Origin of the sequence: Frankia umida, assembly GCF_023242945.1 — a bacterium.
GTDB classification, from domain to species: Bacteria; Actinomycetota; Actinomycetes; order Frankiales; family Frankiaceae; genus Frankia; species Frankia umida.
Genome location: NZ_JALKFT010000044.1, coordinates 17,977 through 32,239 on the forward strand (window position 1 = coordinate 17,977; position 14,263 = coordinate 32,239).

At 71.3% G+C, this 14,263-nt stretch carries 10 protein-coding genes; 6 read left to right on the forward strand and 4 right to left on the reverse strand.

Features of this window, described 5'->3' with window-relative positions; all coding sequences use genetic code 11:
- Window positions 1–59 precede the first annotated feature (59 nt).
- Window positions 60–2,618, forward strand: coding sequence for an alpha-glucan family phosphorylase (gene glgP / locus MXD59_RS23950; protein ID WP_248826845.1), 2,559 nt, complete (start codon window positions 60–62; stop codon window positions 2,616–2,618).
- A 63-nt stretch (window positions 2,619–2,681) separates the two neighbouring features.
- Here the strand turns inward: glgP and glgX are convergent, their stop codons facing one another.
- Window positions 2,682–5,045, reverse strand: a complete 2,364-nt coding sequence (gene glgX / locus MXD59_RS23955) for a glycogen debranching protein GlgX (RefSeq protein ID WP_248826846.1) — start codon at window positions 5,043–5,045, stop codon at window positions 2,682–2,684.
- 269 nt (window positions 5,046–5,314) lie between these two features.
- On the opposite strand from glgX, the gene MXD59_RS23960 reads away from it, so the two are divergent.
- Window positions 5,315–6,091, forward strand: coding sequence for an enoyl-CoA hydratase/isomerase family protein (locus MXD59_RS23960; RefSeq protein WP_248814988.1), 777 nt, complete (start codon window positions 5,315–5,317; stop codon window positions 6,089–6,091).
- Between the two features lie 128 nt (window positions 6,092–6,219).
- On the opposite strand, the gene MXD59_RS23965 is transcribed toward MXD59_RS23960, so the two are convergent.
- Window positions 6,220–7,305, reverse strand: a complete 1,086-nt coding sequence (locus MXD59_RS23965) for an endonuclease/exonuclease/phosphatase family protein (RefSeq protein WP_248826847.1) — start codon at window positions 7,303–7,305, stop codon at window positions 6,220–6,222.
- Window positions 7,306–7,417: 112 nt separating this feature from the next.
- On the reverse strand, window positions 7,418–8,821 hold the full coding sequence (locus MXD59_RS23970) for an NsdA family TPR-like regulatory protein (protein WP_248826848.1): 1,404 nt from the start codon (window positions 8,819–8,821) through the stop codon (window positions 7,418–7,420).
- Window positions 8,822–9,433: 612 nt separating this feature from the next.
- On the opposite strand from MXD59_RS23970, the gene MXD59_RS23975 reads away from it, so the two are divergent.
- The 3 genes from MXD59_RS23975 (at window position 9,434) to MXD59_RS23985 (ending at window position 12,396) form a co-directional block, all read left to right on the forward strand.
- Window positions 9,434–10,219: an electron transfer flavoprotein subunit beta/FixA family protein gene (locus tag MXD59_RS23975; RefSeq protein ID WP_248814985.1), complete on the forward strand. Its 786-nt coding sequence runs from the start codon at window positions 9,434–9,436 to the stop codon at window positions 10,217–10,219.
- A 12-nt stretch (window positions 10,220–10,231) separates the two neighbouring features.
- The gene (locus MXD59_RS23980) at window positions 10,232–11,194 is read left to right on the forward strand and encodes an electron transfer flavoprotein subunit alpha/FixB family protein (protein ID WP_163550215.1); all 963 of its coding nucleotides are present in this window, start codon (window positions 10,232–10,234) and stop codon (window positions 11,192–11,194) included.
- Window positions 11,195–11,415: 221 nt separating this feature from the next.
- Entirely contained in the window at window positions 11,416–12,396 is a 981-nt protein-coding gene (locus MXD59_RS23985) for an ROK family protein (RefSeq protein ID WP_248826849.1), read from the forward strand.
- 45 nt (window positions 12,397–12,441) lie between these two features.
- On the opposite strand, the gene mftE is transcribed toward MXD59_RS23985, so the two are convergent.
- Complete coding sequence (gene mftE, locus MXD59_RS23990) at window positions 12,442–13,194, reverse strand: mycofactocin biosynthesis peptidyl-dipeptidase MftE (protein ID WP_248826850.1); 753 nt, start codon at window positions 13,192–13,194, stop codon at window positions 12,442–12,444.
- 787 nt (window positions 13,195–13,981) lie between these two features.
- Between mftE and MXD59_RS23995 the strand changes: the two genes are divergently transcribed.
- A partial coding sequence (locus tag MXD59_RS23995; RefSeq protein WP_248826851.1) for a hypothetical protein occupies window positions 13,982–14,263 on the forward strand: 282 nt, incomplete at its 3' end.

Here is a 14,263-nt window from a genome sequence, read left to right on the forward strand (position 1 = left end):
ACCCGCAGGTCGAACCCGCGTGTGCTGACGTCACCCGGACTGTCTAGGCTCACCACTTCGTGAGAGCCCTCCGACGGTTCACCGTCCGTGCGCAGCTCCCGGAGCAGCTTGCTCCGCTGGGGGAACTAGTCCTGAATCTCCGCTGGTCCTGGCATCCCGAGACACTCGACCTGTTCGAGACGGTCGATCCGGAGCTGTGGCGGGCTACCAAGGGTGACCCGGTTCGCCTGCTCGGCGAGGTCGACCACGACCGGCTCGTCGCGCTCGCGGCTGACCGCCGGTTCGTCCGCCGGCTGACCGACCTCGCCGACGATCTCCAGGACTATCTGGGTGCGGACCTGTGGTACCAGCGGCAGCACGCGGCGAGCGCACCGTCGGCGATCGCGTACTTCTCCCCGGAGTTCGGCATCACCGAGGTGCTGCCGCAGTACTCCGGCGGCCTGGGCATCCTGGCCGGCGACCACCTCAAGACCGCCAGCGACCTCGGCGTGCCGATCATCGGCGTGGGCCTGCTGTACCGGGCGGGGTACTTCGTCCAGTCGCTGTCGCGGGACGGCTGGCAGCAGGAGCGCTACCCGGGAATCGACCCGCACGGTCTGCCGCTGACCCAGCTCACCGACGCCGACGGACGTCCGGTCAAGGTCGCCGTCGGCCTGCCCGAGGGCCGCACCCTGCACGCGCAGATCTGGAAGGCGCAGGTCGGCCGGGTACCGCTGCTGCTGCTCGACTCGGACGTCGAGGACAACCAGCCGGCCGAACGCGGCGTCACCGACCGGCTCTACGGCGGCGGCACCGACCACCGGCTGCTGCAGGAGATGCTGCTGGGCATCGGCGGTGTGCGGGCCCTGCGCGCCTACGCGGCGGTCACCGGGACGCCCGCACCGGAGGTCTACCACACCAACGAGGGGCACGCCGGCTTCCTCGGGCTCGAACGCATCCGCGAACTGGTCGAGACCGGCCTGAGCTTCGACGAGGCGCTCGAGGCCGCCCGCGCCGGCACGCTGTTCACCACGCACACCCCGGTGCCCGCCGGCATCGACCGGTTCCCCCGCGACCTGGTCGCCCGCCACTTCGGCGGGGACAACGCCTGGCCCGGGGTGGACGTCGAGCGCATCCTCGACCTCGGTGTCGAACCCGACCCGAACGTGTTCAACATGGCGCACATGGGCCTGCGCCTGGCGCAGCGCTCCAACGGTGTCAGCAAGCTGCACGGGATCGTCAGCCGGGAGATGTTCGCCGGCCTGTGGCCCGGATTCGACTCCGCCGAGGTGCCGATCGGCTCGGTCACCAACGGTGTGCACGCCCCGACCTGGGTGTCGCGCACCGTGCTCGAACTCGCCGAGCGGGCGTCCGGCGCGGGTCTGCTCCGCGACGACACCGCCGGTTTCGACGCCCTCGGCACCCTGGACGACGACGTCGTCTGGGCGGCCCGCCGGGTGCTGCGGGAACGCCTGGTCGCCGAGGTCCGCCGCCGGCTGCGGGCATCCTGGCTGGAGCGCGGGGCGGCACCGGGTGAACTCGACTGGATCGAGTCGGTGTTCGACCCGGACATCCTGACGATCGGTTTCGCCCGCCGGGTGCCGTCCTACAAGCGACTCACCCTGATGCTGCGCGACCGGGACCGGCTGCGCCGTCTGCTGCTGCATCCCGAACGCCCGATCCAGATGGTGATCGCCGGCAAGGCGCATCCCGCCGACGATGGTGGAAAGCAGCTCGTCCAGCAGATCGTGCAGTTCGCGGACGACCCAACCGTCCGTGCCCGGATCGTCTTCCTGCCCGACTACGACATCGGCATGGCCCGGTTCCTCTACTCCGGTTCGGACGTGTGGCTGAACAACCCGCTGCGTCCGCTGGAGGCCTGCGGCACGTCCGGGATGAAGGCGGCGCTCAACGGCTGCCTGAACCTGTCCATCCGGGACGGCTGGTGGGACGAGATGTTCGACGGCCAGAACGGCTGGGCGATTCCCACCGCGGACGGCGTCGAGGACCCCGACCGTCGTGACGACATCGAGTCCGCCGCGTTGTACGACCTGATCGAGAACACCGTCGCCACCCGGTTCTACGACCGTGAGACGCCCACCTCGTCGCCGCGGCGCTGGACGTCGATGGTCCGCCACACCCTGTCCACCCTCGGCCCGCAGGTGCTGGCCAGCCGGATGGTGCAGGAGTACGTCGATCGGTACTACGTGCCGGCCGGGGCGTCCGCCCGCGCCGTCGCCGCCGACGGCCTCGTCGGCGCACGTGACCTGGCGGCGTGGAAGGCGCGGGTGCGCGGCGCCTGGTCGGGTGTGCGGGTGCTCAACGTCGACTCCGCCGGCCTTGGCGACACCCCCCAGGTGGGCCAGTCGCTGGTGGTCCGCGCGACGGTCGACCTCGGTGGGCTCGCCCCGACCGACGTCGACGTGATCGCCTCCTACGGCCGGGTGGACCTCGCCGACCGCATCCTCGTCCCCGCCACGCTGTCGCTGCAGCGGGTCGAGGACGCCGAGGGTGCCCTGCGCTACGAGGGTGTCATCCCGCTGGGTCGCACCGGCCCGTTCGGCTACACCGTGCGGGTCCTGCCCCGGCACCCGTTGGCCGCCAGCGTCGCCGAACTGGGCCTGGTCGCCAACCCGTAACCACCCTCGGATCCGGTGGCCGGCTTCCCCGCCGGCCACCGGACTCCGCGCGGCTGGTGGTGTTCACCAGCCCGGGTTCGTCGCCGCCGGCCGGTGCTCGGGCGCATCCGTCGTCGCCGGTCGACGCGCCCGCAGCAGCACGACGCTGCGGGCGCGTACGGCCAGCTGTTCCCCGACCGCCAGTGCCCGCCCGACCGCCGGCGCCCGCCCGTCGGCCGGCCGCGGCGCCGCGAAACCACCGAGATCCTCTTCGGCGGTGTCCAGCAGGAGTTCGAACCGCTGCGCCCAGGGGGCGCCCGGCAGGGTGACGACGGTGTCCTCCCCGTGCGGATGCAGGACGCACAGCAGCCCCGACCGCTCGTCGCCGGCCGGGTCGCCGGCGATATGGGCGATGAGAGTGAGCAGCCTGGCCGCCCACCAGTCCGCCTGCGACATCACCTGCCCGTCCGCCCGTAGCCAGGTGATGTCGGCGAGTTCCCGCGCGTCGGACTCGCCGCCGTGGAAGAACCGGTCGCGGTGCAGCGAACGCAGTTCACCGCGCAGGCCGACCAGCCCCGACACCAGGCGCGTGAGCATCGGATCGTCGCCGGCCGGATCGCCGCTTCCGGCCGCCTCCGCGCTGTCGCTCGAGGCGCTGTCGCTCGAGGCGCTGTCGGGCCAGGCGAGCCAGGACGTCTCGTTGTCCTGGCAGTAGCCGTTGTTGTTGCCGCCCTGGGTGCGGCCGAGTTCGTCCCCGGCGAGCAGCATCGGTACCCCGGCGGACAACAGCAACGTGGTCAGCAGTCCACGGCGGACCCGGCGCCGCAGAGCGAGGGTGCCCGGATCGTCCGTGGGCCCTTCGACGCCGTAGTTCGCCGACCGGTTGTCGGATTCCCCGTCCCGGTTGCCCTCCCCGTTGGCCTCGTTGTGCTTCGTCGCGTACGAGACGAGGTCGGCCAGCGGAAAGCCGTCATGCGAGGTGACGAAGTTGACCGACGCCCACGGTCGACGTCCACCATGTTCGAACAGGTCGGACGAGCCGGTGAGCCGATAGCCGAGGTCGGCGACGGCACTGGTGCGTCCGTTCCAGGCGTCGCGCACCGTGTCGCGAAAACGGCCGTTCCATTCGGCCCACGGCGCGGGAAACGCGCCCACCTGGTAGCCGTCCGAGCCGACGTCCCAGGGCTCGGCGATCAGTTTCACCCCGGACAGCAGCGGGTCGGCGTGGATCGCGGTCAGCAGCGGTGACGCCGGGTCGAAGCCGTCGGGGTTGCGGGCCAGGGCGCTGGCGAGGTCGAAACGGAACCCGTCCACACCCATCTCGCTGACCCAGTACCGCAGCGAGTCGCAGATCAGCTTCACCACGTGCGGGTTCGTCACGTTGAGCGTGTTGCCGCAGCCGCTGACATCCCGGTAGCGCCGCGGATCGGTGGGCTCGACCCGGTAGTAGGTCGTGTTGTCCAGCCCGCGCAGCGACAGCGTGGGACCCCGCTCGCTGCCCTCGGCGCTGTGGTTGTACACGACGTCGAGCAGCACCTCGATCCCGGCGGCGTGCAGGGTGGCCACCATCGTCCGGAACTCGCCCACCGGATCGTCGCTGGCCGCGTAGGCCGCGTGCGGCGCGAAGAACGCCAGCGTGTTGTAACCCCAGTAGTTGATCTTTGATGCCTCGAGCAGGACCGGTTCGGAGACCGACGCGTGCACCGGCAGCAGCTCGAGCGCGGTGACCCCCAGCCGGACCAGATGCTCCACCACCACCGGATGCGCGAGCCCCGCGTAGGTGCCCCGCAGCTCCCGAGGTATCCCCGGATGCCGACGGGTCAGCCCGCGGACGTGCGCCTCGTACACCACCGTGCGCGACCACGGTGTCGCCGGCCGATTCCGCGCCGGATGCCCGTACCCACCATCCTGACCCCGCTCCCGCGCACCGTCCCCGGGACGTCCGGCGTCGTCGGGGTGACCGGTGTCGCTGGCGTCGCCGTGCGGATCGGTGACCACGCAGCGGGGGACGTAGGGGGCGGAGTCGCGGGAGTCCGGGTCACGTCCGTACGGATCGCCACCACCGAAGCCGTAGATCGCCGGGTCGGCCCGCAGATCGCCGGTCACCTGCCGCGCGTACGGATCCACCAGCAGTTTCGCCGGGTTGTACCGCTGCCCGCGATCCGGGTCGTAGGGCCCGTGGGCCCGCAGCCCGTACCGCGCGCCCGGACGTACCCCCGGCAGGTAGCCGTGCCACACCCCGCCGTCGCGCTCGGGCAGACGGTGCCGGGTCTCGGCGCCCGCCGCGTCGAACAGACAGAACTCGACCGCGTCCGCCCCCGGTGCGACGACCGCGATGTTCACCCCGGCGCCGTCGAACGTCACCCCGAGCGGCGCCGCCGCGCTCCGGTCGGCCCGGCTTACCTGACCCAGCTCACGAACCCGCTCAGCTGCGCCGACATCAGACATTCGGTTGACGCTAGCCCACCGTCCGCCACGGCGTCGCTCGAACACCGACGTTGACGTCGATGTCGATGTTCGAACTGTCGTGACGGTTCGTGAGCGATGAAGATCAGCGCCGGTCGCCCTATCGTGGCCTGCGACGGGCTGGACGGATGGACCGGCCACGGCGCGTGTTCGGCTCGGACGGGACGTCGTCCCGGTGGCCGGACGCACAGCACTGCCTGCCTCCGCGATCGGGGGTGGGGGAGATTTCCGACGGTGGGAGGACCAGGTAGATGAGCGTCGTGCGGCTCGAGGTCGACGGCGGGATCGGGACCATCCGGCTTGATCGACCGCCGATGAACGCGTTGGACGCGACGGTCGCCGGCCAGCTGCGGACGGCCGCGCTCGAGGCCACCCGGGATCCGGGGGTCCGGGCGGTCGTGCTCTACGGCGGGGAGAAGGTCTTCGCGGCCGGCGCGGACATCAAGCAGATGGCGTCGATGGACTTCGCCGAGGTGACCGCCTGGGTGCGCGACCTGTCCTCGACGTTCGAGCTGGTCGCGCGGATCCCGAAGCCGGTGGTCGCCGCGGTCACCGGCTTCGCGCTCGGCGGTGGGCTCGAGCTCGCGCTGTGCGCGGACGTACGGGTCCTGGCGGACAACGCCAAGGTCGGCGTGCCCGAGATCACGCTGGGTGTCATCCCGGGGGCCGGTGGCACGCAGCGGCTGCCGCGGCTGATCGGACCGTCGCGGGCCAAGGACCTGGTCTTCAGCGGCCGTCAGGTGCGGGCGGCGGAGGCCGAGCGGATCGGCATCGCCGACGTCGTCGTGCCGGCCGCGGAGGTCCTGCTGCGGGCCCGGGAGATCGCCGGACGGTACGTGGCCGGTCCGGCGCAGGCGCTGGCCGCGGCCAAGCAGGCGATCGACGACGGGGCGGAGCTCGCCCTGTCGGAGGCGCTGCGGTTGGAGGCGGCCCTGTTCGCCGGCCTGTGGGCCACCGAGGACCGACGGGTCGGCCTGACCTCCTTCGTCTCGGACGGCCCCGGCAAGGCGGTCTTCACCGGCCGCTGACCGGCGTCCGCACCCAACCCGGCCAGGCGCCGCGGTTCCGGCCCGGCCCCGATGGCCGGCCAGGACCGCGGCGCCTGCCGGCCGTGCGAGCCAGCGCATGCCGTCCGAGCCAGCGCATGCCGTCCGAGCTAGCGCATGGCCAGATCGGCGAAAATGGGCAGGTGGTCGCTGCCGTATTCGCGTCCGACGCTGAAACCGGTCACCGCGAAGGCCGGGGAGGCCAGCACGTGGTCGATGCGCAGGACCGGCGGGACGATCACGGCCGTGGCGCTCCACGTCGGTTCCCAGCCGCCGCCGACCACGTCGTGCGCGTCGCGGACACCGGCGTCCACGAGCTGGCGGAACGGGCGGTGGTCGCGGGTGGCGTTGAAGTCCCCGGCCATGATCACCGGGAGGGTGGCGGTGCGCGCCTCGTGGCGTAGTTCGGTCAGCTGCGTCCGCCAGCGGGTGGTGTAGGTGCTGGAGGTCGGCGAGATGGTGTGCACGGCGTACATCACGAAACGCCGGTTCTCGTCGACCTGGACGGTGGCGCGCAGCGACATCCCGTCACCGACCGTCGGTGCCGCGGCGTCGCGCAGCGGGAACCGGGAGTAGATCCCCGCCCCGAACGCGCCCTTCGTCGCCCGCACCTCGTGGTAGGTGTAGGGACGCAGCGCTCCGGTCGAGGCCACCTTCGCCAACGTCAGCGGTGTCAGTTCGAGCAGGACCAGCACGTCCGGGTTGGCGCTCTGGATCTGCGCGCCCAGTCGGTCGGCGTGGGCGTTGTCGTAGCGCAGGTTCGCCGACATCACCCTGATCCGGGCCGAGCCGGACGCGGCGTTCTCGGCGTGTCCGGGCAGGAGCTCGGGAACCGTCCAGAACGCGTGGACGGCGATCAGCGCCACCGAGACGATCAGCAGCAGGTTGCGCCGCCGGGCGAAGGCCACCGCGACGGCGGCGTAGGCCGGCAGGTACAGCAGCGGTGTCAGCGCGTTGACGACGGTGTACGGCCAGTCGATCGCGTCGTCGAGGTGGACCAGACGACCGAGCGCGAGCAGCGCCAGGCCGCCCGTCACCACCCACGCCACGATGGTGATCACCGTCGGGATGCTGGGCAGCGTCGGTGTGGTGGGTTCCGCGGCGGCGACCGGAATGTCGCCGGGCGACGACGTCGAGGGCGGGGTGGGGGACGGTGGGTCCGGCGTGGTCTGCCCGGATTCCTGCGTGGAGCTCACGATTCCTAGAGTGCCCGCCCCGCTCGCCCGGCCGCGCGCAGGGTGCCCCGTCCAGGGCTCCCCGTCCAGCGGCCGGGCGTGCGGCGACCAGCGACCGGCGGCGCGGGACGCCTCAGGCGGCGGCGGGACCGCCGGCCGGGCGGGCGCCGGACAGCAGTGGACGGGCCCGTGTGCGCCATTCGCGCACGGCGACGGTGGAGTGCGCGCTGAGCGCGTCGTCGAGTTCGGTGAGTTTGGTGACGATCCGCAGCGAGGTGACCTGGCCGGCGACGTCGAGTGCCCGATCGCTGGCCTCGAGCGCACCCTCGAGTTCGGGTGAACGTCGTTGCAGGTAGGCCAGGGCCAGATCGGCCTCGGCGTAGCTGCGGGTGCGGGCCCGGGCGGCCCCCTGCAGCGCCCGTGCGCCGACCAGCTGCTGCTCGGCCTCCTCGGGGCGCTCGAGCAGCCGCAGGCAGTGCCCCCGGCATTCGGCGACGTCGCCGAGGTTGTAGTGCCCGGCCCAGGACGGGGACTCCTCGTCGTCGTCACCGACGCGGGAGATCGCGTCGTCCAGTTTGTCCAGTGCCGCCCGGCAGCCGTACTCGTCCTTGTTGCGGGCCAGGGCCCAGGCCTGCTTGTCGAACAGCATCGCCTTCACCGCCCACGTCGAGTCGTCGGCCGAGCGGTTCATCGCGGCTCGGGCCAGCGCCAGGCTCTGGCGTAGATGTCCCAGCTGGGCGGCCTGGTCGCTCATACCGGAGAGCACCCGTCCGGCGAGCATCGTGTCGTCGGCGTGCTCGGCGAGGCTCAGGGCCTGGATGTAGTAACGCTGCGCCAGGCCGTGACGTCTGCTGTCCTGGGCGAGCCAGCCGCTGAACTGGGTGAGTTCGGCCAGCGCGCTGAACAGATCGCGATCGGGCCGCCGGTCCCGGGCGGCCCGGGTCTGGTCGTGCAGAAAACTGACGACCTGGGGGCGGATCTCGCCGCCGCCGAACTTGGCGTCGAGCCGGCGGAAGGTCTCGGTCACGTCGCGGATGAGCGCGCCGCTGCCCGCCACCGGCTCGTGCGCGCCGGTGACGCGGTCGATCACACCGGTGAGGCTGGACAGGACGGGGTCGGCGAAGGCGGTGGCGATGAAGGCCGTGCTTTCCTGCAGAAGGTCACGTCGGTGCATGTCACGTCCCGAGAGTCCGGCGAGCGTGCGCAGGGTCTCCACCGGAGCCCCCGCGCCGGTCAGCCCCAGCTCGTCGTGGCGGTAGGACTCGCCACGCCAGCCAAGGTCGCTGGGCAGGACGGGGTAACCCAGTCCGGCCGAGAGTTCGGCCGCCGCGAGCTCGGCGACCATGGGATCCCGGGGGCGCATGCCGCGCCGCCAGTGACCGATCGTCGTGCGGGCCAGCCCCAGGTCGATCTGGCGCTGCTGGCGGGCCCGGATGTTGACCTGGGCGGCGAACCTGGTGTCGGACACCTCGGCCTCGCGCAGCAGGCGAGCGAAGGCCGAGGCGTCCACGGAATCGTCTGAAGGTTTGTTTGGCATAGTTCCCCCGTCGATGTGGTGGGTGACCGTCGTGCGAGTCGGTCGCGCTGCGCGCACCGCGTGAGGCAGAAAGTAGTCGATCATTCACTTTTGGGGGAAGAGGGTGTGCACAAGATGGCCGAATTGCACGCCTGTTCAGGGGCGGAAGCCTCTGGTCAACTTGACATGATCCGTATTTGTTCCGCCGTGACCGCGCAGGGAACATGCAGGTCGAGCGCCCGCCAGCGGCCGCCGATGGGTCGGATGGCCGCTCGACGGGCGGCCATCCGAGGGCGGGAGGCGACTGGGGGCCAGTACCGGACATCGTCCGGACGTGGGTCGCTGGATGTGGTGGGGCCGATGGGTTCCCATAGCTTGAGATGCGAGGGCTGGTCACGCTCGGTGGTCGATGACCTGGTGTCGTGATAGCCCCGTCACTGGGGATGGCCCCGGAGAGGCGTACGGACTAACGTCGACGACGGCGTGTAGCCGTGATCGGTATGTCGTCGGCTGTCCAGGTCAGAGGCCTGGTGCGGCCCGCGTCACGCTTACGATCATCGAGCGCGGGAGCGCCCCAGATGCGACGATGTCAAGAGCAGTGACATCGGAAGTTGGCTACGGAGGCCCCAAGGCGTGAACATCGTCGTTACCGTCAAGCAGGTTCCCGATACCTGGGCGGAGAAGAAGCTCGACGCGGCGGACAAGACGGTTGACCGCCAGAGCGTCGACAACGTCATGAACGAGATGGACGAGTACGGGGTCGAAGAGGCCCTGAAGATCAAGGAAGCGCACGGCGGTGAGGTCACCGTCGTCACGATGGGGCCGGCCAAGGCGGTCGAGACGATCCGCAAGGCGCTGTCGATGGGTGCGGACAAGGCCGTGCACCTGTCCGACGACGCCCTGCACGGGTCGGACGCGCTGGCCACCTCCGCGGCGCTCGCCAAGGTGATCTCGACTCTGTCTCCCGACATCGTCATCACGTCGTCGGAGGCCTCCGACGCCCGTGGCGGCGTCATCGGTGCCCTGCTGGCGGAGCGGCTCGGTCTGCCGCAGCTGACCCAGGCTCGCAAGGTGACGGTGGACCCGGCTTCGAGCACCGTCCAGATCGAGCGTCTCGCCGACAACGGCTACGCGCTGGTCGAGGCGAGCCTGCCCGCGGTCGTCGGCGTGGTCGAGAAGATCAACCAGCCGCGGTACCCCTCCTTCAAGGGGATCATGGCGGCCAAGAAGAAGCCGCTGACGACCCTGTCCGCCGCGGACGCCGGCCTCGACGCCGCCGCCGTGGGGCTCGCTGGCGCCGCCTCCGCGGTGGTCACCTCCGAGCCCGCCCCGCCGCGCTCCAGCGGCACGATCGTCAAGGACGAGGGAGACGGCGGAACCAAGGTCGCCGAGTTCCTCGCCGTGCAGAAGCTCATCTGAGAGGTTTGTTCGATGGCTGAAGTACTCGTACTCGTCGAGCACGCCGACGGAGAGCCGAAGAAGGTCACCGCCGAGCTGCTGACCCTGGCCCGCTCGTTCGGTGAGCCGGCCGCGGTCTTCCTCGGCGCCCCCGGCACCTACGCCAAGGCGAAGGACTACCTCGCCCAGTTCGGCGCCGCCAAGGTCTACGTCGCGGAGTCCGACGACATCGCCGGTTACGTCGGGGCTCCGGCGGCCGAGATCGTCGCCGGCCTCGTCGGCACCGCCTCGCCCGCCGCGGTCCTGGTGGCCGCGACCGCGGACTCCCGCGAGGTCGCCGCCCGGATCGCCGCCAAGATCGACTCTGGTCTGATCTGGGACGCCACCGCCCTCACCCCGGAGCTCGTCGCCACCCAGGGCATCTTCGGTGGTTCGACGATCGTGACCTCCAAGGTCACCAAGGGTGTGCCGGTCGTCGTCGTGCGGCCGAACGCCACGGCTCCCGAGGCCGCTCCCGGCACCCCCACGGAGCAGATCGTGGATGTCGTGATCTCCGACGCGGCCAAGGGCGCGAAGATCGTCGACCGGGTCGTCGAGGCCAAGTCGGGTCGGCCGGACCTCACCGAGGCCCAGGTCGTCGTCTCCGGTGGCCGTGGTCTCGGTGCCGCCGAGCACTTCGCCCTGGTGGAGAAGCTCGCCGACACCCTCGGTGCGGCGGTCGGCGCGTCCCGTGCCGCCACCGACGCCGGCTGGTACCCGCACCAGAACCAGGTCGGTCAGACCGGCAAGACCGTGTCGCCGCAGCTCTACATCGCGGTCGGCATCTCCGGTGCGATCCAGCACCGGGCCGGTATGCAGACCTCGAAGACGATCGTCGCCGTCAACAAGGACCCCGAGGCGCCGATCTTCGAGTTCGCCGACTACGGCCTGGTCGGCGACCTGTTCAACGTCGTGCCCCAGCTGACCTCGGAGATCGAGCAGCGCAAGGCCGGCTGATCTGGTCTGATCCCTCGCCTGTCCGGCCACGGCCGGGCGTCGGTCCCCCCACCGGGGTGGCCCGGCGCCCGGCCGTCGCTGTTGCTGACGCCCGCGCTGTCCTCTGGTGCCCCCGCCCGGGGAGACCTTGCTCTCGCAGGACTGCCTGGCCTGCGCCGCGACACCCGACGCGGACGGGACACAGTGGCCAGGACCGGCCCGCGGATGATGAGGTCGGGGTTGTGCGTTCCCAGGCCCTGGCCGTCGACATCGGCGGCACGAAGATCGCGACAGCGGTGGTGGATGCCGGTGGCACCCTGCGCGGTGCGGCCCGCCGGCCGGTCCCGGCGGCCGCCGACCCGACCGGCGCCGAGGAGGTGTTCGGTGCGGTGCGCGACTGCGTGGCCGAGAGTCTGGCCACCGCCGGAGTCGACCCGTCCGACCTGGTCGGTGTCGGCTGCGGCTGTGCCGGGCCGATGCGCTGGCCCGAGGGGGCCGTCTCGCCGCTGAACATCCCGGCCTGGCGTGAGTTCCCGCTGCGGGAACGGCTGCGCGACCTCGTGGCCGGTGCGCCGGTGTACGTCCACAACGACGGGATCGCGCTGGCCGCCGGCGAGCACTGGGCCGGCGTCGGGCGCGGGGTGCGCAACCTGCTGGCCGTCACGGTGTCCACCGGCGTCGGCGGCGGCCTGGTCCTCGCCGGCCAGCTGCTCCACGGTGGATGGGGCAACGCCGGGCACATCGGTCATGTCACCGTCGCGGCCGACGGACCGCCGTGCCCCTGCGGCGGTCGAGGGTGCCTGGAGGTCATGGCCGCAGGCCCGCACACGGTGCGCCGGGCGCAGGCCGCAGGCTGGGTTCCCCCGGCCGGGCAGCCCGCCGACGGACGGACCCTGGCCACCTCGGCGGCCGCCGGCGACCAGACCGCCCGACGGGAACTTGTCCGTTCGGGGGCGGCGGTCGGTACTGGGCTCGCGTCCGCGGCGAACCTGCTGGATCTCGACGCCGCGGTGGTGGCCGGCGGGTTCGCCCAGTCCGGCCCGATCTTCTGGGATGCCATGCGGGCTGGCTTCGACCGCCATGCTGGCCTGGCCTTCTCCCGGCGGCTACGCATCCTGCGCAGCGCCGACCCGGACCGCGTCGCCCTGTGGGGCGCCGCCGCCTTCGTCCTCGCACCTGAGCAGTACGGCGGCTGGCCCGACCAGCCGCCACCGCACGCCTGAGCCAGCCGCCGCGGACGAACACCCCCAGGGCCACCCGGCCGGATGTCAGGTCGACGTGGCCGGTGGGCTTCGCCGGGGCGCCGCGATACCGCGACGTTCGGCCCAGGCCAGCAGGAGATCGGTCGCATGGTCGATATAGGCGCCCAGCAGCCGGGCGCCCTCCCGCGCCGACGCCCCGGCCGGATCACCGAGGACACCGGAGGGGCTCAGCGGCGCGACGCCGCGGGCGATGAGCTCGCTCAGGGGCGGGGTGGGACCCGCGCAGGCCTGGTCGAGCCGGACGAGCTCGGGCGCCAGGTGCAGCAGCAGCGAGGTCTCACTGCGCCCGGCGTGCAGGTCGCCCACCCCGCCCGCGGCGGTGTCAGGCACACCGGCGACCCGGGCGAGCGCGGCCGTCGGTGCCCACAGCAGTACCCGCCGGCCCTCGGCAGCGAGCGTCGCCACGGCCTGGCGCAGTCCCACCAGGTTGCCGCCGTGTCCGTTCACCAGGACCACGCCGGCCGCCAGATCATCCGCGGAGCGGACGATCTCGACCACCGCATGGGCGAGGGCCTGCGTCCCCAGCGACAGGGTGCCGGGGAAGCCGGCGTGCTCGCCGCTGGCTCCGAACGCGAGCGCCGGCGCGACCAGCAACGGGCGCAGACGGTCGGCCAGGCCGACCGCGACCGCGACCGCGATCCGGGTGTCCGTGTCCAGAGGAAGGTGCGGACCGTGCTGCTCGAGGCTGCCGACCGGCAGGACCAGCAGCGGACGTCCACCGCGAAGATCGGGCCAGGCCACCTCGCCGAGCTGAACCATGTGTCCCCTTCGCCGCCGCCGCTGCGCAGCATCCCAGCACAGTCCGACAGTCCCGTGCGTCCGTGCGTCCGTGCGTCCGTGCGGGAGCGGGGGAGACCGGGCAGGGATCGACCAGGCGGCAGCGGCTCACCCCAGGTGCCGCGCTGCGCCCCGCGCCGCCGCCGGCGTGCCCGCGGCCCCGTCAGCGGACCGCGGCGCACCACTCCTCTGCCGGGCAGTCGGCCCACAGCCCGCCGCAGTGGCCGTCGGAGCCAGGCGACCGGCGAGCTCTCGACGCCGCGGGATCCGGGTCGCCAGGGCGGTTTGGGTCGGCGTTCCAGCGGGTAGATGACCTACAGAGCGGCTCTGACCTGCGGGACCGCGGTCGATCCGGACAGACGGGAATCGTCTGGACGCCTCGCACGTTGAGGCAGATAGCGCACTGTCTACGGGCGGTGCCAGAAAGTTATGCCTGCGCAGCCGTGCGCACTGGCTTTCGTCGTGTAGAGTTCTCCTTCGTCGCCCACCGAGCTTCACAACGAGCTCGATGTCGCGCAGGACCAGATCTCCTCCGAGGGGGCACAGACCCCCCGAGGAAACGGGCCGCGGACGGTGCGATATGGTTGAGAAAGTGGCAGTCGCCGGTTAGTCGGGTGGTAAACCCACATAGACCGGAGCGGTTTGACACAATCCCGCCAAAGCTCGTAAGGTAAGCACCACTCGACAGCTTCTCGAAAAGCTTTCAGGGTGAGTACTTCCTGGCAGGAACCTGTTCAACCGGAGCCGAAATCGCAGCGAAAACCGCGATTTGACACCGAACGAACGGGCCGGTAAGTTAAAGAAGCACCGGGGCAAGGAAAACGAAAGTCCCGGGGCAGTTGAACTTGCACAGCTCAGCAGGAACCTGTTCAACCGGAGTCAGAATCGCAGCGAAAACCGCGATTTGACACCGAACGAAGAGGCCGGTAAGTTAAAGAAGCACCAGAACGGAACGAAAAACAAAAGTTCTGGTTGCGCCTGCTCCTTGAGAACTCAACAGCGTGCCGATTGTCAGTGCCAATATGTACTGCCCCCTTTTTCATGGCTCTGG